This window comes from Pseudomonas sp. A-1, from assembly GCF_004801855.1.
Taxonomy (GTDB): Bacteria; Pseudomonadota; Gammaproteobacteria; order Pseudomonadales; family Pseudomonadaceae; genus Geopseudomonas.
In genome coordinates, this window is sequence record NZ_SSTC01000029.1 from 20,675 (window position 1) to 42,792 (window position 22,118).

Annotated in this window: 24 protein-coding genes; 14 read left to right on the plus strand and 10 right to left on the minus strand. The window is 69.7% G+C overall.

Annotation, left to right across the window (positions count from 1 at the left end; translation table 11 throughout):
- Positions 1 to 3: 3 nt before the first annotated feature.
- Positions 4 to 126, minus strand: coding sequence for a hypothetical protein (locus E5198_RS21980; RefSeq protein WP_256659015.1), 123 nt, complete (start codon positions 124 to 126; stop codon positions 4 to 6).
- Complete coding sequence (locus E5198_RS08745; RefSeq protein ID WP_136489614.1) at positions 126 to 1,331, minus strand: MFS transporter; 1,206 nt, start codon at positions 1,329 to 1,331, stop codon at positions 126 to 128. The genes E5198_RS21980 and E5198_RS08745 overlap by 1 nt, the downstream gene beginning before the upstream one ends.
- A gap of 113 nt (positions 1,332 to 1,444) precedes the next feature.
- Here E5198_RS08745 and yejK point away from each other — a divergent pair, with 113 nt between their 5' ends.
- On the plus strand, positions 1,445 to 2,452 hold the full coding sequence (yejK, locus tag E5198_RS08750) for a nucleoid-associated protein YejK (RefSeq protein WP_136489615.1): 1,008 nt from the start codon (positions 1,445 to 1,447) through the stop codon (positions 2,450 to 2,452).
- Between the two features lie 47 nt (positions 2,453 to 2,499).
- On the plus strand, positions 2,500 to 3,318 hold the full coding sequence (locus E5198_RS08755; protein WP_178084057.1) for a polyphosphate kinase 2 family protein: 819 nt from the start codon (positions 2,500 to 2,502) through the stop codon (positions 3,316 to 3,318).
- Between the two features lie 126 nt (positions 3,319 to 3,444).
- On the opposite strand, the gene E5198_RS08760 is transcribed toward E5198_RS08755, so the two are convergent.
- Positions 3,445 to 3,738 carry a GIY-YIG nuclease family protein gene (locus E5198_RS08760; protein WP_136489616.1) on the minus strand — a complete coding sequence of 98 codons (294 nt, stop codon included), beginning with the start codon at positions 3,736 to 3,738 and terminating at the stop codon, positions 3,445 to 3,447.
- A gap of 135 nt (positions 3,739 to 3,873) precedes the next feature.
- Between E5198_RS08760 and E5198_RS08765 the strand changes: the two genes are divergently transcribed.
- The 5 genes from E5198_RS08765 to E5198_RS08785 all read left to right on the plus strand — a co-directional run bounded on the left by E5198_RS08765 (position 3,874) and on the right by E5198_RS08785 (position 9,820).
- Positions 3,874 to 4,539 carry an alpha/beta hydrolase gene (locus E5198_RS08765; protein ID WP_136489617.1) on the plus strand — a complete coding sequence of 222 codons (666 nt, stop codon included), beginning with the start codon at positions 3,874 to 3,876 and terminating at the stop codon, positions 4,537 to 4,539.
- 97 nt (positions 4,540 to 4,636) lie between these two features.
- On the plus strand, positions 4,637 to 6,145 hold the full coding sequence (gene rhlB / locus E5198_RS08770; protein ID WP_136489643.1) for an ATP-dependent RNA helicase RhlB: 1,509 nt from the start codon (positions 4,637 to 4,639) through the stop codon (positions 6,143 to 6,145).
- A 53-nt stretch (positions 6,146 to 6,198) separates the two neighbouring features.
- Positions 6,199 to 7,035, plus strand: a complete 837-nt coding sequence (locus tag E5198_RS08775; RefSeq protein ID WP_136489618.1) for a peptidoglycan DD-metalloendopeptidase family protein — start codon at positions 6,199 to 6,201, stop codon at positions 7,033 to 7,035.
- Between the two features lie 123 nt (positions 7,036 to 7,158).
- The gene (locus tag E5198_RS08780) at positions 7,159 to 8,430 is read left to right on the plus strand and encodes a mechanosensitive ion channel family protein (protein ID WP_136489619.1); all 1,272 of its coding nucleotides are present in this window, start codon (positions 7,159 to 7,161) and stop codon (positions 8,428 to 8,430) included.
- 133 nt (positions 8,431 to 8,563) lie between these two features.
- On the plus strand, positions 8,564 to 9,820 hold the full coding sequence (locus E5198_RS08785) for a mechanosensitive ion channel family protein (protein ID WP_136489620.1): 1,257 nt from the start codon (positions 8,564 to 8,566) through the stop codon (positions 9,818 to 9,820).
- 121 nt (positions 9,821 to 9,941) lie between these two features.
- Here E5198_RS08785 and E5198_RS08790 read toward each other — a convergent pair whose 3' ends face one another.
- From E5198_RS08790 to E5198_RS08800, 3 genes are all read right to left on the minus strand, one after another.
- Positions 9,942 to 12,263: a TonB-dependent receptor gene (locus tag E5198_RS08790; RefSeq protein ID WP_136489621.1), complete on the minus strand. Its 2,322-nt coding sequence runs from the start codon at positions 12,261 to 12,263 to the stop codon at positions 9,942 to 9,944.
- Between the two features lie 89 nt (positions 12,264 to 12,352).
- Complete coding sequence (locus E5198_RS08795; protein ID WP_136489622.1) at positions 12,353 to 12,730, minus strand: DUF2946 domain-containing protein; 378 nt, start codon at positions 12,728 to 12,730, stop codon at positions 12,353 to 12,355.
- A gap of 131 nt (positions 12,731 to 12,861) precedes the next feature.
- On the minus strand, positions 12,862 to 13,095 hold the full coding sequence (locus E5198_RS08800) for a hypothetical protein (RefSeq protein ID WP_136489623.1): 234 nt from the start codon (positions 13,093 to 13,095) through the stop codon (positions 12,862 to 12,864).
- Positions 13,096 to 13,155: 60 nt separating this feature from the next.
- Between E5198_RS08800 and leuA the strand changes: the two genes are divergently transcribed.
- A complete protein-coding gene (leuA, locus tag E5198_RS08805) occupies positions 13,156 to 14,826 on the plus strand; it encodes a 2-isopropylmalate synthase (RefSeq protein ID WP_136489624.1) in 1,671 nt (556 codons plus the stop codon).
- Positions 14,827 to 14,896: 70 nt separating this feature from the next.
- Here the strand turns inward: leuA and arfB are convergent, their stop codons facing one another.
- Complete coding sequence (arfB, locus tag E5198_RS08810) at positions 14,897 to 15,310, minus strand: alternative ribosome rescue aminoacyl-tRNA hydrolase ArfB (protein WP_136489625.1); 414 nt, start codon at positions 15,308 to 15,310, stop codon at positions 14,897 to 14,899.
- 209 nt (positions 15,311 to 15,519) lie between these two features.
- On the opposite strand from arfB, the gene E5198_RS08815 reads away from it, so the two are divergent.
- The 5 genes from E5198_RS08815 to E5198_RS08835 all read left to right on the plus strand — a co-directional run bounded on the left by E5198_RS08815 (position 15,520) and on the right by E5198_RS08835 (position 19,129).
- A complete protein-coding gene (locus tag E5198_RS08815; RefSeq protein ID WP_136489626.1) occupies positions 15,520 to 16,236 on the plus strand; it encodes an endonuclease in 717 nt (238 codons plus the stop codon).
- Between the two features lie 73 nt (positions 16,237 to 16,309).
- Positions 16,310 to 16,921 (plus strand): DUF2238 domain-containing protein, encoded by a 612-nt coding sequence (locus E5198_RS08820; protein ID WP_136489627.1) that lies wholly within the window; start codon positions 16,310 to 16,312, stop codon positions 16,919 to 16,921.
- Positions 16,922 to 17,107: 186 nt separating this feature from the next.
- Positions 17,108 to 18,286 (plus strand): MFS transporter, encoded by a 1,179-nt coding sequence (locus tag E5198_RS08825; protein ID WP_136489628.1) that lies wholly within the window; start codon positions 17,108 to 17,110, stop codon positions 18,284 to 18,286.
- 112 nt (positions 18,287 to 18,398) lie between these two features.
- Complete coding sequence (locus E5198_RS08830; protein WP_136489629.1) at positions 18,399 to 18,758, plus strand: cupin domain-containing protein; 360 nt, start codon at positions 18,399 to 18,401, stop codon at positions 18,756 to 18,758.
- Positions 18,759 to 18,760: 2 nt separating this feature from the next.
- Positions 18,761 to 19,129 carry a DUF2784 domain-containing protein gene (locus tag E5198_RS08835; RefSeq protein ID WP_136489630.1) on the plus strand — a complete coding sequence of 123 codons (369 nt, stop codon included), beginning with the start codon at positions 18,761 to 18,763 and terminating at the stop codon, positions 19,127 to 19,129.
- Here the strand turns inward: E5198_RS08835 and E5198_RS08840 are convergent.
- Entirely contained in the window at positions 19,126 to 19,659 is a 534-nt protein-coding gene (locus E5198_RS08840; protein WP_136489631.1) for a flavin reductase family protein, read from the minus strand. The genes E5198_RS08835 and E5198_RS08840 overlap by 4 nt on opposite strands.
- Positions 19,660 to 19,724: 65 nt before the next feature.
- On the opposite strand from E5198_RS08840, the gene E5198_RS08845 reads away from it, so the two are divergent.
- Positions 19,725 to 19,913, plus strand: coding sequence for a hypothetical protein (locus E5198_RS08845; RefSeq protein ID WP_136489632.1), 189 nt, complete (start codon positions 19,725 to 19,727; stop codon positions 19,911 to 19,913).
- A 114-nt stretch (positions 19,914 to 20,027) separates the two neighbouring features.
- Here E5198_RS08845 and E5198_RS08850 read toward each other — a convergent pair whose 3' ends face one another.
- Together E5198_RS08850 and E5198_RS08855 are read right to left on the minus strand one after the other, a co-directional pair.
- Positions 20,028 to 20,822, minus strand: coding sequence for an amidohydrolase (locus tag E5198_RS08850; RefSeq protein ID WP_136489633.1), 795 nt, complete (start codon positions 20,820 to 20,822; stop codon positions 20,028 to 20,030).
- A gap of 89 nt (positions 20,823 to 20,911) precedes the next feature.
- Positions 20,912 to 22,060 (minus strand): pyridoxal phosphate-dependent aminotransferase, encoded by a 1,149-nt coding sequence (locus tag E5198_RS08855; protein WP_136489634.1) that lies wholly within the window; start codon positions 22,058 to 22,060, stop codon positions 20,912 to 20,914.
- Between the last annotated feature and the right edge of the window lie 58 nt (positions 22,061 to 22,118).

The following is a 22,118-nucleotide window of genomic DNA, read 5'->3' on the forward strand; positions in this document are numbered from 1 at the left end:
CCCTCAGCACGCGCCCAGCCCCTGCATCAGCAGCGCCAGCCCGCCCTGCTGCCAGCCCCACCAGGCCAGGGCGAGCAGCGCCGCCAGCAGCAGGCCGCCGGCCAGCCAGGGCAGCACGCGGCGCATCAGGCGGTCTCCGCCTGCAGCCGCGCCACCGGCTGCTCGCGCACCGGCCAGTTGAGCAGCGCGGCCATCACGCTGAGACCGATGCAGATCTGCCAGACCAGCTGGTAGCTGCCGGTGCGGTCGAACAGGTAGCCGCCCAGCCAGCCGCCGAGGAAGGAGCCGAGCTGGTGGAACAGGAAGACGATGCCGCCGAGCATCGACAGGTTGCGCACACCGAACAGGGTCGCCACCGTGCCGTTGGTCAGCGGCACCGTCGACAGCCACAGGAAGCCCATGGCCATGCCGAAGGCATAGGCCGTCCACTCCGACAGCGGCGCCCACAGGAAGGCGACGATCACCACCCCGCGGATCAGGTACAGCGCGGCGAGCAGCTTCGGTTTCGCGTAGCAGCTGCCCAGCCAGCCGGCGGTGTAGGTGCCGAACACGTTGAACAGGCCGACCAGCGCCAGCACCGTGGTGCCGACCTGCGCCGGCAGGTGCTGGTCGACCAGGTAGGCCGGCAGGTGCACGCCGATGAACACCACCTGGAAGCCGCAGACGAAGAAGCCCAGCGCCAGCAGCCAGAAGCCGGAATGCCCGGCCGCCTCGCGCAAGGCCTCGCCGAGGGTCTGCACCGGGCCGTGCGCGACGGCCTGCGCCGGCGCGCGCAGCATGCTCGCCAGCGGCAGGATCAGGGCGATCAGCGCGGCCAGCGCCAGCAGCGCTCCCGACCAGCCGAGCCAGGAAATCAGCCCGAGGCTGCCCGGCAGCATGACGAACTGGCCGAACGAGCCGGCCGCAGCGGCGACGCCCATGGCCATGCTGCGCTTCTCCACCGGCGCGGCCTGGCCGACGGCGCCGAGCAGCACCGAGAACGAGGTGCCGGACAGCCCGAGGCCGATCAAGAGGCCGGCGCTCAGCGACAGCGAGGCCGGCGAGTCGCTGAAGGCCATCAGCGCCAGGCCGGCGACGTAGAGCACGCCGCCGATCAGCACGGTGCGCCTGACCCCGAAGCGGTCGGCGAAGGCGCCGGTGAACGGCTGGATCAGGCCCCAGATCAGGTTCTGCAGGGCGATGGCGAAGGCGAACACCTCGCGGCCCCAGCCGAACTCGGCGCTCATCGGCGGCAGGAACAGGCCGAAGCCGTGGCGCACGCCCAGCGACAGGGCGAGGATCAGCGAACTGCCCAGCAGCATCCAGCCGCAGTGGCGCCAAAGCGAGCTCATGGGGGTCTCCAGCAGGCAAAAGACGAGGATAACACTCGGATATGCCTGGCGGACCGTCCGGCGCCACCCATCGGTTACACTGACGCATCCGAATTTCCCGCCACGAGACCGCCATGCCGATCCGTCACGCCATCGTCCACCTGATCGACAAGAAGCCCGACGGCAACCCCGCCACGCTGCACGCCCGCGACAGCGAGCTGGGCGAATCGCAGGCCATCGACAACCTGCTGGCCGACCTCAACGACAGCTACAACGCCAAGCCCAACAAGGTCTGGGGGCTGTTCCACGAGGAGTCCGGCGCCTACCCGTTCAGCGGCTGGCTGGCCGAGTACCTCGACGGCGGCCGCGACTTCGTCGCCTTCAGCCGCCAGGCGGTCGAGCACCTCAAGCAGCTGATGGAAGAGTCCAACCTGTCCACTGGCGGCCACGTGCTGCTCGCCCACTACCAGCAGGGCATGACCGACTACCTGGCCATCGCCCTGCTGCACCACAGCGAGGGCGTGGCGGTCACCGACAGCCTCGAGGTCACCCCGTCGAGGCATCTGGACCTCGGCCAGTTGCACCTGGCCGCGCGCATCAACCTGTCCGAGTGGCGCAACAACAAGACCTCCCGGCAGTACATCTCCTTCATCAAGGGCAAGGGCGGCAAGAAGGTCTCCGAGTACTTCCGCGAGTTCATCGGCTGCCAGGAAGGCGTCGACGCGCCGAGCGAGACGCGCACCCTGCTCAAGGCATTCAGCGACTTCGTCGAGAGCGAGGACCTGGCCGAGGAGCAGGCGCGCGAGAAGACCGAGGCACTGGTCGACTACGCCAGCAGCCAGGCCCGCCGCGGCGAACCGATCGCCCTCGAGGAGCTGTCCGAGCTGATCGACGAGGAGCACCCGCGCGCCTTCTTCGAGCACATCCGCAACCAGGACTACGGCCTGGCCCCGGAGATCCCGGCGGACAAGCGCACCCTCAACCAGTTCCGCCGCTTCACCGGGCGCGCCGAGGGCCTGTCGATCAGCTTCGAGGCGCACCTGCTGGGTTCGCAGATCGAGTACGACGAGAGCAGCGACACCCTGATCATCCGCCAGCTGCCGAGCAAGCTGAAGGACCAGCTCAAGCGGCGCAAGGACTGACCTGCCGAGGGCCACCTACGCAGCAACGAGCGCAAGGAGAAATCGCCATGCTCCGCCTGTCCGACGCCCAGCTCGACGCCTGCCTGGGGGACCCGCACGCGGCGGCGCCGGTCGACGCCGAGCGGCTGTGCGGCCTCGACCGCGACGGCGCGCGGGTACGACTGGAGACGCTCAGGCCGTGGCTGGCCGAGCAGCAGACGCTGCTGCGCGCGCGCCGCCAGGAGGCGCTGCTGGTCTGGCTGCAGGGCCCGGACTGCGCCGGCAAGGACGGCGCCATCCGCCAGGTGTTCGCCGGCCTCGGCCCGCAGGGGCTCGCCGTGCACGGCTTCCGCCAGCCGACGGCGGCCGAGCGCGCCGAGGGTTTCCTCGAACGCTACCGGCGCTGCCTGCCGGCGCCTGGCGAGGTCGTGCTGTTCAACCGCAGCCCCTACGAGGGCGTGGCCTGCGACCTGTTCGACGGCTTCATCGCCGCCGCGGACATCCCCGCGCGGCTGGCGCAGCTGGCCGCCTTCGAGGACGAGCTGGCCGGGCGCGGCATCCGCCTGCTCAAGGTCTACCTGCAGATCTCCCGCGTCGAGCAGAAGGCGCGCCTGCGCAAGCGCCTGCTCGACCCGCGCAAGCACTGGAAGGTCGGCGCCGAGGACCTCGAGGCGCACCGCCAGTTCGATCGGCGCGAGGCGCACTGGGCCGGCATCCTCGCTGCCAGCCAGCGCTCGCCGGCGCCCTGGCGGCTGATCCCGGCCAACCACAAGTGGCTGCGCGACCTGCTGCTGGCCAGCCTGGTCGCCCGCGAGTTCGAGCGCCTCGACCAGCGCTGGCCGAGCCCGCCGCTGCCGTTCGGCCTCGACGAGCTGGAGCGGGCCTGAACACGCATCCGCAGGGCGTAGGGTGGGTCAGCCGCGCAGCGGCGTAACCCACCATCGCGACCACAGGTCGCACTACTCGAGCCTGCCAGTCCTGCGGACTGGCTGGTGGGTTACGCCGCGTTGCGGCTAACCCACCCGACAAGGATCAGGCTCTGCTGCCACCCACTCGCTCACCAGCCGCTCCTTGGCCGGCTTGGCCAGGCGCTTGATCGCCCGCTCGCGCGACAGCGCCGCACCCTTGCCGGCGCAGGCCTCGACGTAGACCAGCGCCTGCGCCGGGCTGCTGTGGAAGAAGCGCGCGCCCTTGCCGCTGCGGTGCGCGGCGAAGCGCCGCTGCGGGTCGTCGCTGACCCCGCAGTACAGCGCGCCGTTCTCGGCGCGCACCAGATAGACGAACCACGGCTTGTCGGCGACCGTCATCGCGCCACCCCCGGCAGGAAAAGCCGCGATTATAGGGGACGGCCGCCGGCGCCTTTCGCCGGGGCGCAGGGCGCGGCGATAATCCCCCCTGCCCCGCCGCACTGCGCGGCCCCATCGCCCTTCGACGGAATGCCCATGCACGATACCCCGCCCCTGACCCTCGAACCCGCCGAGCCGGCCCGCGCCTGCGTGATCTGGCTGCACGGCCTCGGCGCCGACCGCTTCGACTTCCAGCCGGTGGCCGAGGCGCTGCAGAGCGTGCTGCCCGGCGTGCGCTTCGTGCTGCCGCAGGCGCCGAGCCGCCCGGTGACCATCAACGGCGGCTGGAGCATGCCGTCCTGGTACGACATCCTCGCCACCGGCCCGGAGCGCGCCATCGACCGCGAGCAGCTGGAGGAGTCCGCCAGCACGGTGCTGGCGCTGATCGAGGCGCAGCGCGCCGCCGGCATTCCCGCCGCGCGCATCTTCCTCGCCGGCTTCTCCCAGGGCGGCGCGGTGGTGCTGCACACCGCCTTCCGCCGCTGGGCCGGCGAGCTGGGCGGGGTGCTGGCGCTGTCCACCTATGCGCCGACCTTCGAGGACGCCCAGCAGCTCGGCGCCATCCAGCAGGCCCACCCGGTGCTGTGCCTGCACGGCCGCGACGACCAGGTGGTGGCCCCCGAGCTCGGCCGCCGCGCCCACGACTGGCTGGCCGCGCGCGGCGTGACCGTGGCCTGGCACGATTACCCGATGGGCCACGAGGTGGTCAACGAGGAGCTGCGCGACATCGCCCTGTGGCTGCGCGAGCGCCTGGCCGGCTGAGTCCGGCGGGCCTGGCGCCGCCGCCACGCGGCTTCGCCAGGCCCCGATCTTGCTTTACACTGCAGTCTGTATCTATCTCATGCAGATCGAGATCACCGTGCTCAAGGCACTCACGCAAATCTTCAGCAAAGACCCGGAGGCCCAGTTGCCCCAGAACACCAGCCCGGCCAGCGGCCAGGGCGAAAGCCTGGCCGACGCCGCCCAGCACACCGAGAACACCACCCCCCGCGCCGAGCAGCAGCCGGCCCCGCAGGACGGCGAGCGCGCCCGCAAGCCGCGTGGCGACAAGCCGCGCGCCGAGAAGAACGGCGAAGGCCAGCCGCGCGACAGCAAGCCGAAGGCCGATCGCCCGCGCCGCGAACGCACCCCGCGCAAGCCGGCGGTGGACAACTGGAAGCTGGAAGACTTCGTGGTCGAGCCGGCCGAAGGCAAGACCCGCTTCCACGACTTCAAGCTGGATGCGCGCCTGATGCACGCCATCCACGACCTCGGCTTCCCCTACTGCACGCCGATCCAGGCCCAGGTGCTCGGCCATACCCTGCGCGGCCGTGATGCCATCGGCCGGGCGCAGACCGGCACCGGCAAGACCGCCGCCTTCCTGATCTCCACCATCACCCAGCTGCTGATCACGCCGCCGCCGAAGGAACGCTACATGGGCGAGCCGCGCGCGCTGATCATCGCGCCGACCCGCGAGCTGGTGGTGCAGATCGCCAACGACGCCCGCGACCTGACCAAGTACACCGGCCTCAACGTGATGAGCTTCGTCGGCGGCATGGACTTCGACAAGCAGCTCAAGCAGCTGGAAGCGCGCTACTGCGACATCCTGGTCGCCACCCCCGGCCGCCTGCTGGACTTCAACCAGCGCGGCGAGGTGCACCTGGACATGGTCGAGGTGATGGTCCTCGACGAGGCCGACCGCATGCTCGACATGGGCTTCATCCCGCAGGTACGGCAGATCATCCGCCAGACCCCGATGAAGGGCGAGCGCCAGACCCTGCTGTTCTCCGCCACCTTCACCGACGACGTGATGAACCTGGCCAAGCAGTGGACGGTCAACCCGGCCATCGTCGAGATCGAGCCGGAGAACGTCGCCAGCGACACCGTCGAGCAGCACGTCTACGCGGTGGCCGAGGCCGACAAGTACAAGCTGCTGTTCAACCTGATCGCGCAGAACGACTGGACCCGGGTGATGGTGTTCGCCAACCGCAAGGACCAGGTGCGCCGCATCGAGGAGCGCCTGACCCGCGACGGCATCAGCGCCGCGCAGATGTCCGGCGACGTGCCGCAGGTCAAGCGCATCAAGGTGCTGGAAGGCTTCCGCGAGGGCAAGATCCGCGTGCTGGTGGCCACCGACGTGGCCGGCCGCGGCATCCACGTCGACGCCATCAGCCACGTGATCAACTTCACCCTGCCGGAAGATCCCGACGACTACGTGCACCGCATCGGCCGCACCGGCCGTGCCGGCACCAGCGGCACCTCGATCAGCTTCGCCGGCGAGGACGACGCCTTCGCCCTGCCGCCGATCGAGGCGCTGATCGGCCGCAAGATCCAGTGCGAGATGCCGCCGGCCGAGCTGCTCAAGCCGGTGCCGCGCAAGCAGCACTGACCGTCCGCGCCCCTCGCTCCGGGGGGGCGCCCGTCCCCCCGTTGCCCGCCGCCATGCTCCGACCGTACGCTCTGCTGTCCGCCCTGCTCCTCGCCCTGTCCGCGCCCGTGGCGCTGGCCGAGGGTTTCCTGTCGCGCCTGCTCGACAAGCCGGTGCCCGGCGGCGTGGCGGTGGTCGACCTGGGCGACGGCCCGGCGCGGCCGGGTGCCCGCTACCAGGGCAAGCCGGTGCTGGTGGTGCGCGAGGACGGCAGGCGCTGGCTCGCCGTGGTCGGCGTGCCGCTGAGCGTCCAGCCGGGGCAGCAGCGCATCGACGTGGACGACGGCCGCCGCCTGGGCTTCACCGTCGGCGCCCGCGACTACAAGCAGCAGCACATCACCCTGAAGAACAAGGAACAGGTCAACCCGAGCCCCGCCAGCCTCAGGCGCATCGAGCGCGAGCTGGCCGAGCAGACCGACGCCTATCGCCAGTTCAGCCCGCGCCAGCCGAGCAACCTGCTGTTCGACAAGCCGGTCGCCGGGCCGCTGTCCAGCCCGTTCGGCCTGCGCCGCTTCTTCAACGGCGAGGAGCGCAACCCGCACTCGGGCCTCGACTTCGCCGTGCCGGCCGGCACCCCGGTGAAGGCGCCGGCGGCCGGCAGGGTGATCCTGGTCGGCGACTACTTCTTCAACGGCCGCACCGTGTTCGTCGACCACGGCCAGGGCCTGATCAGCATGTTCTGCCATCTGTCACGGATCGATGTCAGAGTCGGCGACGAACTGGCGCGCGGCGCCGTGCTCGGCAAGGTCGGCGCCACCGGCCGCGCCACCGGAGCGCACCTGCACTGGAACGTCAGCCTCAACGATGCCCGGGTCGACCCGAGCATCTTCATCGGTGCCTTCCGCCCCTGAGGCGGATGTTCTCGATCGGCGGGCCCGCCCCGCCATCCGGGCCGCGCCGCACCCGCAGCCCCCTGCCCGAGAGGCACTCACCGGGAGCCCGAGCGCTCCCCCGCTCGCGACAAGGAGAAGCCCATGCCCAGCGAACTCACCCCAACCCTCGACTGGCTGCAGGCGCAGCCGCAGCTGTTCGCCGCCGTCTGCGTGGCCCTGCTGGCCAGCGTCGCCTGGCTGGCCAACTGGATCGTCAAGCGCCTGCTGGTACGCGGCATCCACCGCGCCCTCGGCGCCACCGCCATCGGCCGGCACATCGTCACCGGCGAGCAGAGCATCGTCCGCCGCCTGTCCAACATCGTCCCGTCGCTGGTGCTGTCCAGCGGCATCAAGCTGATCCCGCACCTGCCGCAGGCCGCGGTGACCGTGGTGGAGAACGTCTGCCAGGCGTTCGTCGTGCTGACCGTGGCGCTGGCCATCGGCGGGCTGCTCAAGGTCGCCAACGCGCTCTACCAGCAGCGCCCGGACGCCCATCTCAAGCCGATCAAGGGCTACCTGCAGGTGGTGCAGATCGTCGTCTACGCCATCGCCAGCATCCTGATCGTCGCCAGCCTGATCGACCGCTCGCCGCTGATCCTGCTCTCCGGCCTCGGCGCCATGGCCGCGGTGCTGATGCTGATCTTCCAGGACACCCTGCTGTCGCTGGTGGCCAGCGTGCAGATCAGCTCCAGCGACATCGTCCGGGTCGGCGACTGGGTGGAGATGCCGGCGCTGAACGCCGACGGCGACGTGATCGACATCGCCCTGCACACCGTGAAAGTGCAGAACTGGGACAAGACCATCACCTGCATCCCGACCAAGCGCTTCATCAGCGACCCGTTCAAGAACTGGCGCGGCATGCAGGAATCGGGCGGCCGGCGGATCATGCGCAACCTGTACCTGGACCAGAACAGCGTGCGCTTCCTGGACAGCGAGGAAATCGCCCGGCTCGGCCGCTTCGCCCTGCTGCACGACTATCTGGAGCACAAGCAGGACGAGCTGGGCGAATGGAACCGGCGCCTCGGCGAGAAGGGCCTGGCGCCGCTCAACCAGCGCCGGCTGACCAACCTCGGCACCTTCCGCGTCTACATGGAGAACTACCTGCGCCACAACCCGCGCATCCGCCAGGACATGACCCTGCTGGTGCGCCAGCTCGCCCCCGGCGCCGACGGCCTGCCGCTGCAGCTCTACTGCTTCACCGCGACCACCGCCTGGGCCGAGTACGAGGCCATCCAGGCCGACCTGTTCGACCACCTGCTGGCGATCCTCCCGGAGTTCGGCCTGCGCGTGTTCCAGCACCCCAGCGGCGCCGATATGCGCGAGTGGCGCGCGCCGGCCGTGGAGCCACGCGAGCGCCAGACCGCGCACGCCTGAGCCGCACGGCGAGCCCCGCGCGCGGGGGCCCGCCGATCGACCGCCGCATCTACACTGGAAGATCAGCCCGACGCCGCACGCGGCCGCGCCGCCGCGCGCGGCGTCTCCCGGGCCACGCGCCAAGGAGAAGCTCATGCTCGACGCACTCTCCTCCACCCTCGACTGGCTGCAGACCCGGCCCTACCTGTTCACCGCGCTGAGCGCCGCCCTGCTGCTGGGCACCGCCTGGCTGGCCAACTGGACCGTCAAGCACCTGCTGGCGCGCGCCCTGCACCGCACCCTGAGCGCCACGCCACTGGGGCGCCACCTGCCCAGCTACGAGCACAGCGTCGTCCGCCGCCTGTCCAACATCGTGCCGGCGCTGATCCTCTCCAGCGGGGTGACGCTGATCCCCGGCCTGCACCCGGCGGTGGTGACCGTGGTGGAGAACGTCTGCCGCGCCTTCGTCGTGCTGACCATCGCCCTGGCCATCGGCGGCGCACTGCGCCAGGCCAACCGTCTCTACGAACAGCGCCCGGACGCCCACCTCAAGCCGATCAAGGGCTACCTGCAGGTGCTGGAGTTCGCGGTCTACGCCCTCGCGGCCATCCTGATGGTCGCCACGCTGGTCGACCGCTCGCCGCTGATCCTGCTCTCCGGCCTCGGCGCCATGGCGGCGGTGCTGATGCTGATCTTCCAGCACACCCTGCTCTCGGTGGTGGCCAGCGTGCAGATCTCCTCCAACGACATCCTCCGCGTCGGCGACTGGGTGGAGATGCCGGCGCTGAACGCCGACGGCGACGTGATCGACATCGCCCTGCACACGGTCAAGGTGCAGAACTGGGACAAGACCATCACCTGCATCCCCACCAAGCGCTTCATCAGCGACCCGTTCAAGAACTGGCGCGGCATGCACGAGTCGGGCGGGCGGCGGATCAAACGCAGCCTGTACCTGGACCAGGACAGCGTGCGCTTCATCGACGCCGCGCAGATCGAGCAATTGCGCCACTTCACCCTGCTGCGCGACTACCTGAGCGGCAAGCGCGCCGAACTGGACGAGTGGAACCGCCATCTGCTCGTCCAGGGGGCCGCGCCGCTCAACCAGCTGCGCCTGACCAACCTCGGCACCTTCCGCGCCTACGTGGAGAACTACCTGCGCCACGCCCCGTACATCCGCCAGGACATGACCCTGCTGGTGCGCCAGCTCGCCCCCACCGCCACCGGCCTGCCGCTGGAGCTGTACTGCTTCACCGCCACCACCGTGTGGGCCGACTACGAGCGCATCCAGGCGGACATCTTCGACCACCTGCTGGCGATCCTTCCGGAGTTCGGCCTGCGCGTGTTCCAGTATCCGAGCGGCGCCGACCTGCGCGAGTGGCGGCTGCCGGCGGCCGAGCGGCGCGAGCGCTAGGCCGGGCACGCCCGAGGCACGGCCAGACGCCGGACAGTCGGTGGCCGCCACGCTCCGCCGCCGGCGCGGCACGGGATGCGTGCCCACGCCGGAGCGCGGGCACGCTCAGCCTCCGCCGAGATCAGAAGCTCACCGTCACCCCGGTGTAGAAGGTGCGGCCCATGCCCGGCACGCCGATGCCCGACGGGATGCCGTTGATGCTCATGGTGCGGCCCTGCGCCGTGTAGGCGCCCCCGGTCGGCAGGTAGTAGAACTTGTCCGCCAGGTTCTCGACGCCCGCATCCACCCGCACCTGGTCCCAGTTGTGGCTCAGGCGCAGGTTGAACAGCGTATAGCCGGCGGTTTCGATTTCGTTGCGCACGTCCGAGCCGTCGTTCTTGGCCGTCACGCTGAGCATCTCCAGGCTGTTGCTCCAGCCGCCCAGCTGCTGGGTCAGGGCCACGGTCGTATTGAGGGGCATGATGTTGTACAGCTCGTCACCGCTGTCGCGGTTCTTGCCGTCGCTGTAGTTGACCAGCGCTTCCAGCCCCCACTGGCCGAGTGCGTTGCGCATCAGCGGCATGCGCCCCGAGACATCCACGCCGTAGATGCGTGCGGTCTGGTTGGCGTACTGCAGCACGTTGAATCGGCCGGCGGTCCAGCCCGGCCGCGCCACGGCATCGATGTAGTCGTCGACATGGGTGTAGAACGGCGTGACCTTCAGCTCGTGGCGCCGGTCGGCGCTGTGCCAGTCGAGGGTGGCGGACACCGTGTGGGCGGTTTCCGGCTCGAGGCCGATGTCGCCGACATAGCCATTGCCGTCGCCGACGAAGTTGTTCATCACCGCCGCCATCGGCCAGGTCGACCAGGTGTAGCGCTCGTACAGGTTGGGCGAGCGCACCTTGCGCGCGTAGCCGAACTCGACGTCCAGGTTCGCGTCATGGTTGTAGCGGGCCAGCGCGGTGAAGTCCCAGTTGTCATCGCTCTGGCTGCGATCGCTGGCATTGAAGGCCGCCGCATCGGGGATCTGGCTGCCCATGGCATTGCCGTAGCCGTGCACCACGCCGGCGCTGCTGGACACGTGCTCGTAACGCAGGCCGACCAGCGTCAGCCAGGCCGGATCGATCTCGCGCTCCCACTCGCCGAACAGCGCCAGCCGATCACGCTTACCGTCGTTGATGTTCTCGAAGGTGCCCGGCCACATGCCGCCGCCGGAAGCCGGCCAGTAGTCGTCGAGCCGATAGCGCTGGTACTCGCTGCCCAGGCGCAGCAGGTCGCGCTCGTTCAGCTCGATGCTGGCCTTGGCGCTGGCGCCGAGGGTGGTGCTTTCGCTGTTCATCGGCATGCCGGCGGCGCAGGTCGCGCCGATCGGGCCGCAGGCTGTGCCAGCCCCTGAAGCACTACCGTACCAGAAGCGCTTGTCCGGACCGAAGTCCATCTCGTGGTCGACGGTCTCGCGGTACACCCGGGTTTCCAGGCTGCCCCAGGCGAAGCGGCTCAGGTAACGCAGGTTGATGCGCTGCTGGGTGTTGTCGGTCAGGTCCATGCGCTGGTTGGGGAACAGCTCCTGCGGCACCTCGTGCTGGCCCAGGGACAGCTCCAGCAGATCCTCTCCGAGCTTGTAGGCCATGGTCAGTTGATGGCTGCGCGTTTCGTAGGCCGTGGAAGCGACCTCGTCCAGCGCGCTGCTCTCGCCGGGACGGCCGGTGGCGGTGCTGGTCTTGAAGTCGTCGCCGGCCATGTAGTTGTTGGCCTTGCTGTAGCTGCCGGCGTAGCGGATGTTGAACGCGTCGTTGGCGTGCATCAGCGACACGTTGCCGCCGCGCGCATCGTTGTTGCTGCGCAGGAAGGCTCCCACCGAGCCCTTGTCCAGGGTTTCGCCCGCGGCGGCGAACTCAGGCGCCAGACTCTCGGCGACGATGGTGCCACCGATGCTGTCACCGCCCAGACTCACCGGCGTGATGCCGGCGAAGACCTGCAGCTTGCCCAGGTTGCTGGGGTCGATGTAGGAAAGCGCCGGGTTCATGTGGTTCGGGCAGGAGGCCACCAGATCCATGCCGTCCACCTTGATGCGCAGACGGTCGTCGGCCAGGCCGCGGATCGACGGCAGGCTGGAAATGCCGCCCGCATTGTTCAGGCTGACCCCCGCCGCACCGCGCAGCAGAGCGGCGCTGTCCGAGGTGCTCGCGCCGGCAGCGGAGCGGGCCTTCACGTCGATCTCGGTGGCGCCCAGGGTCGCGGCCGCGGGGCGCTCGCGCACCTCCGCCGGCTTGAAGGTCACCATCAGCGGCGCAACCTCCTCTTCGGCACTCTCGGTACTTTCCGGTTCGGCGGCCTGCAGCGGCAGGGCCAGGGCGCCGAGCAGCGCGGCATGCGCCGGCCACCAGCGACGCTGGAACGGATTCAGGGCGAACGGACGGGACAGGCGCGACTGCGCCAGGGACGGACGAGCGAAAACGGACATGTATGGATTCCACGCAAAATCAGCGAACTGCAGGTCGCGGCCGGCGCGCAGCAGCGCGCCGGCAGACGGACGACCGGTTGGGAACGGTTTCAGGCGTGGCGGAAGGGAGGTGCGCGTGGCTGGCTGGTCGCCGGCGGCGCCTGGGGCAGACTCTGGATCGGCGGGAGGAACTGGTGGACCAGGCTGGACGGCGCCGGCAAGGCCAGCTGCACGGCCGGCGGCAGTGCCGGGCTGCCGGCCAGCAGGCCGCAGTAGCCGCACTGGTCGAGGCACTTGACCCACTCGGGCGGGCCGTCGTCGGGCAGGCTCTGGCCCTCGCCGCAGTGCAGCGCGTCCAGGTCGATGGCGAGCGCCACCTGCAGGCTGTCGAGTGCCCGCAGCTGCGAGTACAGCGGGCCGGCGAACGCCATGAACATGGCGAACAGACCGAGCCAGGCTGCAATGCGCTTGCGCCCTTGCCGAATCACCCGATGACGTCTCCCTACGAAAAGTTGCGCGGCCAGTCGCCGCAGTCAGCGGCCGGGATGATCGCACAGGGCCATGCCGCCCACCTAGTGCGACACGGCGACGCACGGATCCAGCCCGCCGGCGCAGGGCGTCAGGCGGAAAAACCGTCACGCAAGGCGAGCGAACGAAACCCGCTGAAACCGGCATAGAATATCGTTATCAGGAAAGAAGTGGCGAAAACCACCAATTTTCCGGCAATGCTTGCCATCAGCGCGCAGCCGGCGCTAGGGTTGCCGCCATGAACGCATCCCACACCCTCATCCTGCAGCGGCAATACCTCAGCCTGCACCTGGTCAGCCCCCGACTGCGCAGCTGAATACCGCATCGTCCGCTCCGATTCCGTATTGCCCGCCGCCCCCGCAGCCCCGTTTTCAGGAAATCCGTCATGCCCATGCTGAAGAACCCGTCGACCAAGTACCGTCCGTTCCCGCAGATCGACATCCCCGACCGCACCTGGCCGGGCAAGGTGATCGACAAGGCACCGATCTGGCTGAGCTCCGACCTGCGCGACGGCAACCAGTCGCTGATCGAGCCGATGGACGCCGACAAGAAGCTGCGCTTCTTCCAGTGCCTGGTGGCGGTGGGCATCAAGGAAATCGAGGTGGGCTTCCCGTCCGCCTCGCAGACCGACTTCGACTTCGTGCGCACCCTGATCGAGGGTGGCCACATTCCCGACGACGTGACCATCCAGGTGCTGACCCAGGCCCGCGAGGACCTGATCGTCCGCACCTTCGAGTCGCTCAAGGGCGCGAAGAAGGCCATCGTCCACTACTACAACGCCACCGCGCCGAGCTTCCGCCGCATCGTCTTCAACCAGGACAAGGCCGGGGTGATCCAGATCGCCGTCAACGCCGGGCAGATCATCAAGCGCCTGGCCGAGCAGAACCCGGACACCGAGTGGCGCTTCGAGTACTCGCCGGAGATCTTCAGCTCCACCGAGCCGGAATTCGCCGTCGAGGTGTGCAACGCGGTGATCGGCGTGTTCCAGCCGACTCCCGAGCAGAAGCTGATCCTCAACCTGCCGGCGACCGTCGAGGCGGCCACCCCGAACGTCTACGCCGACCAGATCGAGTGGTTCTGCCGCCACATCGACCGCCGCGACAGCGTGCTGGTCAGCCTGCACACCCACAACGACCGCGGCACCGGCGTGGCCGCCACCGAGCTGGGCCTGCTGGCCGGCGCCGACCGCGTGGAAGGCTGCCTGTTCGGCAACGGCGAGCGCACCGGCAACGTCGACATCGTCACCGTGGCGCTGAACATGTACACCCAGGGCGTCGACCCCGAGCTGGACTTCTCCGACATCGACGGCGTGCGCAAGGTGGTCGAGGAGTGCAACCAGCTGCCGGTGCACCCGCGTCACCCCTACGTCGGCGACCTGGTGCACACCGCCTTCTCCGGCTCGCACCAGGACGCGATCCGCAAGGGCTTCGCCCAGCAGGACCCGGAAGGCGTCTGGGAAGTGCCCTACCTGCCGATCGACCCGGCCGACATCGGCCGCAGCTACGAGGCGGTGATCCGCGTCAACAGTCAGTCCGGCAAGGGCGGCATCACCTTCCTGCTCGAGCAGGAGTACGGCATCAGCCTGCCGCGGCGCATGCAGATCGAGTTCAGCCAGGTGGTGCAGCGCGAGACCGACCGCCACGGCCTGGAGATGAGCGCGCGGCAGATCCACGAGCTGCTGGTCGCCGAATACCTCGACGGCCCGGCGACCTACAGCCTCAAGGGCCATCGCCTGCAGGAAGCGGACGGCATCACCAGCGTCGAGGTGGAAGTCGAGCACGACGGCCGCAGCCAGACCCTGAAGGGCACCGGCAACGGCCCGCTGGAGGCGCTGGTCGCCGCCCTGCCGGTCGCCGTCGAGGTGATGGACTACAGCGAGCACGCCATCGGCGGCGGCAGCAACGCCAAGGCCGCGGCCTACATCGAGCTGCGCGTCGACGGCGGCCGCCCGCTGCACGGCGCCGGCATCGACGGCAACCTGACCACGGCGAGCTTCCGCGCCCTGTTCAGCGCGCTGAACCGCGCCCTGCGCCAGAGCGAGGCGCAGGCGGCCTGAGTCTGAGCTTTGCGCTACCCCGAGCGCCCCGACCGCCAGGTCCGGGGCGTTTTCATTTGAGCGTTTGCGCTCAGAAATCCACCTTGCCCCGCCCGGCCTTGATCGCCCCGCGCTTGCTCTTGCCCTCCAGCCGCCGCTGCTTCGAGCCGAGCGTCGGCCTGGTCGGCCGCCGCGCCTTCTCGACCTTGGCCACGCTGCGGATCAGCTCGGCCAGGCGCGCCAGCGCATCGGCGCGGTTCTGCTCCTGGGTGCGGTACTGCTGCGCCTTGATCACGATCACCCCCTCGCCGGTGATGCGGCTGTCGCGCAGCGCCAGCAGACGTTCCTTGTAGAACTCCGGCAACGACGAGGCGTGGATGTCGAAGCGCAGATGCACCGCGCTGGACACCTTGTTGACGTTCTGCCCGCCGGCGCCCTGGGCGCGGATCGCGGTGAGTTCGATCTCGCTGTCGGGCAGGTGGACGGCGTTGGAGATTTCTAGCATGGCGGAGGGCTCGGCACGAAGAGGACCCGGACAGGATACCTGCAGGGGCGAATCCATTCGCCCGGACACCGCGCAAGGCGAATGAATTCGCCCCTGCAGCGCCTTGCCAATCCTTCGCAAGCATTTGTTTTCACTGACTTTTCGATCAGCCGCGGTAGAATCCCCGGCAACCGCATGGACGCTCCTCTCAGCCCGTTGTCGAGACTGCCATGCGTTTCCTGCTGCTCCTGCTGCTCGCCGTCATCCCCTTCACCTCCAGCCATGCCGAAGCCCCGCGCACCTTCCGCGAAGCCAAGAAGATCGCCTGGAAGCTGTACGCCGACCGTCCGGTGGACTTCTACTGCGGCTGCGAATACCGCGGCAACCGCGTCGATCTGGACAGCTGCGGCTATGAACCGCGCAAGAACGCCAACCGCGCCGGGCGCATCGAGTGGGAGCACGTGGTGCCGGCCTGGGTGATCGGCCACCAGCGCCAGTGCTGGCAACAGGGCGGACGCAAGAACTGCACGGCCAACGACCCGCTGTTCAGCCAGGCCGAGGCCGACCTGCACAACCTGGTGCCGGCCGTCGGCGAGGTCAACGGCGACCGCAGCAACTTCGGCTTCGGCATGCTCAGCGCCAAGCCCACCCAGTACGGCGCCTGCCCCTTCGTGGTCGACTTCAAGCAGCGCACCGCCATGCCGGCGGAATACAGCCGCGGCGCCATCGCGCGCATCTACCTGTACATGAACGAGCGCTACCAGCTACGCCTGTCGAAGCAGGACCGCCGCCTGTACGACATCTGGAACCGCCAGTACCCGGTCAGCGAGTGGGAACGCTGGCGCAACCAGCGCATCGCCTGCGTGCAGGGCAACGCCAACCCGCATGTCGGCGAGGTGGACCTCAAGCGCTGCGCACCGCGCGAGAAGCGACTGGCCTACAACTGAGCCGGCGGCGTCCGATGGACGCCGCCGGGCGCTGCGGGCTAAGGTGACGACGAGCTGGCTGAAGGAGACGGCGATGCGACACGGATCTTTGCACGCAACACTGGGCCTGACGGTACTGGCCGCGCTGATCGTCTCCGGCATCTCGCCCTACGACCGCCCCACCTGGTGGCTGGAGGTCTCGCCGGTGCTGATCGCCGCGCCGCTGCTGCTGGCCAGCTACCGGCGCTTCCCGCTCACCGACCTGCTCTACTGGCTGATCGCCCTGCACTGCCTGGTGCTGATCCTCGGCGGCGCCTACACCTACGCGCGGGTGCCGGCCGGCTTCTGGGTGCAGGAACTGCTGGATCTTGCGCGCAACCCCTACGACAAGCTCGGCCACTTCATGCAGGGCTTCGTGCCGGCGCTGATCGCCCGCGAGATCCTCCTGCGCGGGGGCTTCCTCGCCGCCGGGCGCATGCTGGCCTTCCTCTCGCTGTGCGTGGCGATGGCCATCAGCGCCGTCTACGAGCTGATCGAATGGGCGGTGGCGCTGATCGCCGGTGGCGGCGCCGTCGACTTCCTCGGTACCCAGGGCGACCCCTGGGACACCCAGGCCGACATGTTCTGGGCGCTGATCGGCGCCAGCACCGGCCTGCTCGGCCTCGCCCGTCTGCAGGACCGGCAGATCGCCCAGTTGCGCCCTTGATCGCTCCCACGCTCCCGCGTGGGAGCCAAGCCCGCGCCGATGGGACGCGGAGCGTCCCCTGCGGCATCCCCACGCAGGAGCGTGGGGACGATCATACCCACACGCCCCAGCCCCGACGTACCGCGCTAGAATGCGCCTCCCGCGTCACCTGCCGCCTCGGCACTACTCCCGAGAATCCCCCGCCCCATGTCCGCTCCAGCCCTGCTGTCCCTGCCCCTGCTGGCCCTCGCCCTCGGCGGCTTCGTGGTCGGCAGCAGCGAATACATCATCATGGGCCTGCTGCCCGAGGTGGCCGGCGACCTCGGCGTCAGCCTGGCCGACGCCGGCCTCCTGGTCAGCGCCTACGCCATGGGCGTGGTGGTCGGCGCGCCGCTGCTCGGCCCGCTGCTCGGCCGCCTGCCGCGCCGGCGGGCGCTGCTGTGGCTGATGGGCGCCTACACCCTCGGCAACCTGGGCTGCGCGCTGGCGCCGGACTACGCCTGGCTGGTCGCCGCGCGGCTGTTCACCGCCATCAGCCACGCCGGCTTCTTCGGCTGCGCCACCCTGCTCGCCGCCGAACTGGCGCCGCCGCAGCGGCGCGCCTCGGCGATGGCCCTGGTGCTCAGCGGCCTGACCATCGCCAACGTGCTCGGCGTACCGCTGGGCGCCTGGTTCGGCCAGGCCAGCAGCTGGCGGATGACCTTCTTCGCCGTGGCCGGCTGCGGCGTCTGCACCCTGCTCGCCCAGTGGGCGTGGCTGCCACGCGGCCAGGGTGTGCCCGGCCATGGCGGCGGCGCCTGGAGCGGCGTGCTGCGCCGCCCGGTGCTGCACGCCCTGGCCATCTGCTGCCTGTCCTCGGTGGCGCTGTTCAGCGTGTTCACCTACATCAGCCCGCTGCTGCGCGAGGCCGGCGGCCTGTCGGCCAACCTGAGCAACACCAGTCTCCTGGTGTTCGGCGTCGGCCTGACCCTCGGCAACCTGCTCGGCGGCCGCCTGGCCGACCGCGGCCTGCGCCATGCCGTGCCGCTGGCGCTGGGCGCAAGCGCCCTGGCCCTGCTTGGCCTGCTCGTCCTCATCGACAGCACGCCGGCGACCATGGCCCTGCTGCTGTGCTGGGGCATGGCCAGCTTCGCCATCTCATCGCCGCTGCAGCTGCTGCTGGTGGAACAGGCCGGCGACTCCGCGGGCCTGGCCGCCACCCTCAGCCACGCCGCCTTCAACCTCGGCAACGCCAGCGGCGCCTGGTTCGGCGGCCTGTGGCTGGGCGCCCAGCTCGGACTGGCACAGCTGCCGCTGCTCGGCGTCGCCCTGCTGCTGGCGACCATCGCCGCCGCCTGGCCGCTGCCGCACCTGCGCCCGGCGCGCGAGCGGCTGGGACTGCACTGACGCCGCGCGTCCGACCAGCCGCGGGCGCCACCATGGCTGACCTAACCTTGAACTGTTGACCCGACTGCAACGGGCAGCCGGCACCAGGACACCTGCAAACGGGAGGTGGATCATGGACAGGGCGGCACTCAAGCACTTCGGCAAACCGGACGAGGTCCGGGAATTTCCCAAGGGCCGGCTGGAGCTGGTCACCATCGGCGGCGCCACGGTCGGCCGCGCCATCTTCGAGCCCGGCTGGCGCTGGTCGACCTCGCTGCAGCCGATCGCCAAGACCAAAAGCTGCGAGGCGCCGCACTTCCAGTACCACGTCTCCGGCGTGCTGCACATCCTGATGGACGACGGCAGCGAGTTCGACTGCGGGCCGGGCGACCTGTCGCTGCTGCCCTCGGGCCACGATGCCTGGGTGGTCGGCGACGAGCCGGCGGTGGTGGTCGACTTCCAGGGCATGCTCGACTACGCCAAGGCGCACTAGCCATGCTCTGGGGCCTGGCCGCCGACGCCATCCTGGTCGTGCACCTGGCCTTCGTGCTGTTCGCCCTGCTCGGCGGCCTGCTGGTGGCCTGCTGGCGCGGCCTCCTGCTGCTGCACCCGCCGGCGGCGGCCTGGGCGATCTTCGTCGAACTGACCGGCCGCGGCTGCCCGCTCACCGCCTGGGAGCAGCAGCTGCGCCTGCGTGCCGGCGAGGCCGGCTACAGCGAGGGCTTCGTCGAGCACTACCTGCTGCCGCTGCTCTACCCCGACTGGCTGAGCCTGCCGATGCAGTACGTGCTGGCGGCCTTCGTGCTGGCGGTGAACCTGGCGGTGTACGCCTGGGTGTGGCGCCGCCGGCGCGCCCGCAGCTAGCGCATCTTCGAGGCGGTCTGCACTTCCTCGCCGGCGATCATGAAGCGGCCGTAGCCGCGGTGGTGCAGGGTGCGCGGCGCGCTCACCGCCGGGTCGTGCCAGGCCTGCACCACCTCGAGGACGAAGAAGTCGTAGCTGCCGACCAGTTGGCGATCGACCACCCGGCATTCGAGGTTCGCCCAGCACTCCTCCACCCGCGGCACCGCCACCTGCGCCGAGGGCAGCGCGGTGAGGCCGAACTTGGCGAACTTGTCAACCTGGTCGCCATGGCTGTTGCCGCAGGCCACCAGCTGGTCGAGCAGCTCGGCGGTCGGTACGTTGAGCACGCACTCGCCGGTCGCCTCCAGCGCCTTGAAGGAATGGTTGGCCGCGCTGACCACGCAGCCGACCAGCGGCGGCTCGAACTCCATCATCGTGTGCCAGGACATCGGCATCAGGTTGACCCGCCCCGCCTGCGCGGTGCTGAGCAGCACCACCGGGCCGGGTTCGAGGATGGCATAGACTTCGGCCAGGGGCAGGAACTCTTTCATCGGGCAGCTCCGGGCAGGGGAGGATACTGGCCCGATCAACCATAGCCCGGCGGGAGGCATGGCGCGTGGACGACTCGACAGACGCAGCCCCGGAGCGAGAGCGCTGGCTGCTCTACCGCATCGACGACAACGGCAACGAGGTGGCGATGCGCCGCTTCGCCACGCGCGACGACGCCGAGGCGGCGATGCGCGAGTACGAGGCGCGCGGGCACAAGCAGGCGTATCTGGTGCGCGAGGAGCAGAGGGAGGCGTAGTTCGGGTCAGGCCGCAGGCCGTGACCCGACGACCCACCCACAACAGACGACCTGCCGGCCGCCATGGCGGGTTACGCCGCGTTGCGGCTAACCCGCCCTACGCAACTTCCGACTTCAGATCTTCAGCTCGAACTCGTCGGCATCCCGGTACGCCGGGAAGCGCGTGCGGAACTTGGCCAGCGCCTGCGCCGACAGGGTGACGTGGAACACGCCTTCGGCCTCACCGGCGTCCAGCAGGCTGTCGCCCATGAAGTCGAGCACCTGGCTGTCGCCGGCGTGCGGGTAGCCGTTGCCGTCGGAGCCGATGCGGTTGACCGCCGCCACGTAGCAGAGGTTCTCGATGCCGCGCGCCGGCAGCAGGCGGTTCCACGGGTTGCGCCGCGCCGCCGGCCAGCTGGCGATGTACAGCAAGAGGTCGGTGTCGTGCGGGTCGCGGCTCCACACCGGGAAGCGCAGGTCGTAGCAGACCAGCGGGCGCACGTTCCAGCCCTTCAGCTCCAGCAGCACGCGCTCGGTGCCCGCCGCATAGTGTTCGTGCTCGCCGGCCATGCGGAACAGGTGGCGCTTGTCGTAGTGGGCGCAGCTGCCGTCCGGGCGCGCCCAGTACAGGCGGTTGCGGTAGCTGCCATCGGCTGCCTGGGTGATGACGCTGCCGACCACAACGGCGTTCAGCCGCGCGGCCTGTTCAAGCAGCCAGGCGCGGCTCGGGCCGTCCTCGAACTCGGCCAGCGCGGCGGCGTCCATGGAGAAGCCGGTGCTGAACATCTCCGGCAGGATCACCAGGTCGGCGCCCGCGGCCTGGTCGAGCAGGCGGGCGAAATGGGCATGGTTGGCGGCCGGGTCCTGCCAGACCGGGGCGGTCTGCACCAGGGCCAGCTTGAGGTCGGGCAAGGCGGTCAGGTCACGCATGGGAATCTCCGTAAATCCTTGATCGTCGGCTGACGTAGGGTGCGCCATGCGCACCATTCATCCGTGGTGCGCATGGCGCACCCTACCGGTCAAACCCGGCACAGCTTGTCGGCGGCCTGGCGCAGGGTGTCCTCGCGCTTGGCGAAGCAGAAGCGCACCAGCCGCAGGCCCTCGGGCGGGGTCTGGTAGAACACCGACACCGGGATGGTCGCCACGCCGTGCTCGCGGGTCAGCCACAGCGACATCTCCACGTCGTTCAGGTCGTCGCGGATCGCCGAGTAGTCGGCCAGCTGGAAGTAGGTGCCGGGGGTGCGCTTGAAGGTGAAGCGCGAACCCTGCAGCAGGTCGCAGAACAGGTCGCGCTTGGCCTGGTAGAAGGCCGGCAGCTCGGCGACGTGCTCGGGATGGGCGGTCATGTAGTCGGCCAGCGCCCACTGCAGCGGGGTGATGCCGCAGAAGGTGACGAACTGGTGGACCTTGCGCAGTTCGGCGGTGAGCGCCGGCGGCGCCACCACGTAGCCGGTCTTCCAGCCGGTGACGTGGTAGGTCTTGCCGAACGAGCTGACCACGAAGGCGCGCTGGTACAGCTCCTCGTGGGCCAGCACGCTGGCGTGCTGCACGCCGTCGAACACCAGGTGCTCGTAGACCTCGTCGCTGATCAGGTAGATCTCGCGCTCGCGGATCAGCGCAGCCAGCTGGGCCAGTTCGGCAGAGGAAATCAGCGCGCCGCTGGGGTTGTGCGGGCTGTTGAGGATGATCAGCCGGGTGCGCGGGCTGATCGCATCGCTGAGACGCTGCCAGTCGATGGCGAAGTCCGGCAGCGCCAGCGGCACGTGCACGCAGCGCCCGCCGGCCAGCTCCACCGAGGGCTCGTAGCTGTCGTAGCAGGGGTCGAAGACGATCACCTCGTCGCCCGGGCGCACCAGCGCCTGCACCGCGCAGAAGATCGCCTCGGTGGCGCCGGGGGTGATGGTCACCTCGCTGTCCATGTCCACGCTGCGGCCGTAGCTGCGGGAGATCTTCGCCGCCACCTGCTCGCGCAGCGCCGGCAGGCCGGTCATCGGCGCGTACTGGTTGTGCCCGGCCATCACGTGGCGACCGACCGCCTCGCGCAGCGCCTGCGGGCCGTCGAAGTCGGGAAAGCCCTGCGACAGGTTGAGCGCGCCGGTCTGCGCGGCGAGCTGGGACATGGTGGTGAAGATGGTGGTGCCGACGTTGGGCAGCTTGCTGACGATCATCGCAGTTCCTGAAGGCATGGAGCGCAAGCGGCGAGGATAGCCGATCCGCCGCCCCGGG

Coding starts and splice junctions, on each gene's coding strand:
- E5198_RS08775 (WP_136489618.1), top strand. CDS start 6,199: ATGCTCCGACCGTACGCTCTGCTGTCCGCCCTGCTCCTCGCCCTGTCC.
- E5198_RS08780 (WP_136489619.1), top strand. CDS start 7,159: ATGCCCAGCGAACTCACCCCAACCCTCGACTGGCTGCAGGCGCAGCCG.
- E5198_RS08745 (WP_136489614.1), bottom strand. CDS start 1,331: ATGAGCTCGCTTTGGCGCCACTGCGGCTGGATGCTGCTGGGCAGTTCG.
- E5198_RS08835 (WP_136489630.1), top strand. CDS start 18,761: ATGCTCTGGGGCCTGGCCGCCGACGCCATCCTGGTCGTGCACCTGGCC.
- leuA (WP_136489624.1), top strand. CDS start 13,156: ATGCCCATGCTGAAGAACCCGTCGACCAAGTACCGTCCGTTCCCGCAG.
- E5198_RS08815 (WP_136489626.1), top strand. CDS start 15,520: ATGCGTTTCCTGCTGCTCCTGCTGCTCGCCGTCATCCCCTTCACCTCC.
- E5198_RS08785 (WP_136489620.1), top strand. CDS start 8,564: ATGCTCGACGCACTCTCCTCCACCCTCGACTGGCTGCAGACCCGGCCC.
- yejK (WP_136489615.1), top strand. CDS start 1,445: ATGCCGATCCGTCACGCCATCGTCCACCTGATCGACAAGAAGCCCGAC.
- E5198_RS08840 (WP_136489631.1), bottom strand. CDS start 19,659: ATGAAAGAGTTCCTGCCCCTGGCCGAAGTCTATGCCATCCTCGAACCC.
- E5198_RS08855 (WP_136489634.1), bottom strand. CDS start 22,060: ATGATCGTCAGCAAGCTGCCCAACGTCGGCACCACCATCTTCACCACC.
- E5198_RS08760 (WP_136489616.1), bottom strand. CDS start 3,738: ATGACGGTCGCCGACAAGCCGTGGTTCGTCTATCTGGTGCGCGCCGAG.
- E5198_RS08830 (WP_136489629.1), top strand. CDS start 18,399: ATGGACAGGGCGGCACTCAAGCACTTCGGCAAACCGGACGAGGTCCGG.
- E5198_RS08825 (WP_136489628.1), top strand. CDS start 17,108: ATGTCCGCTCCAGCCCTGCTGTCCCTGCCCCTGCTGGCCCTCGCCCTC.
- E5198_RS08765 (WP_136489617.1), top strand. CDS start 3,874: ATGCACGATACCCCGCCCCTGACCCTCGAACCCGCCGAGCCGGCCCGC.
- arfB (WP_136489625.1), bottom strand. CDS start 15,310: ATGCTAGAAATCTCCAACGCCGTCCACCTGCCCGACAGCGAGATCGAA.
- E5198_RS08850 (WP_136489633.1), bottom strand. CDS start 20,822: ATGCGTGACCTGACCGCCTTGCCCGACCTCAAGCTGGCCCTGGTGCAG.
- E5198_RS08790 (WP_136489621.1), bottom strand. CDS start 12,263: ATGTCCGTTTTCGCTCGTCCGTCCCTGGCGCAGTCGCGCCTGTCCCGT.
- E5198_RS08755 (WP_178084057.1), top strand. CDS start 2,500: ATGCTCCGCCTGTCCGACGCCCAGCTCGACGCCTGCCTGGGGGACCCG.
- E5198_RS08820 (WP_136489627.1), top strand. CDS start 16,310: ATGCGACACGGATCTTTGCACGCAACACTGGGCCTGACGGTACTGGCC.
- E5198_RS08800 (WP_136489623.1), bottom strand. CDS start 13,095: ATGCGGTATTCAGCTGCGCAGTCGGGGGCTGACCAGGTGCAGGCTGAG.
- E5198_RS21980 (WP_256659015.1), bottom strand. CDS start 126: ATGCGCCGCGTGCTGCCCTGGCTGGCCGGCGGCCTGCTGCTGGCGGCG.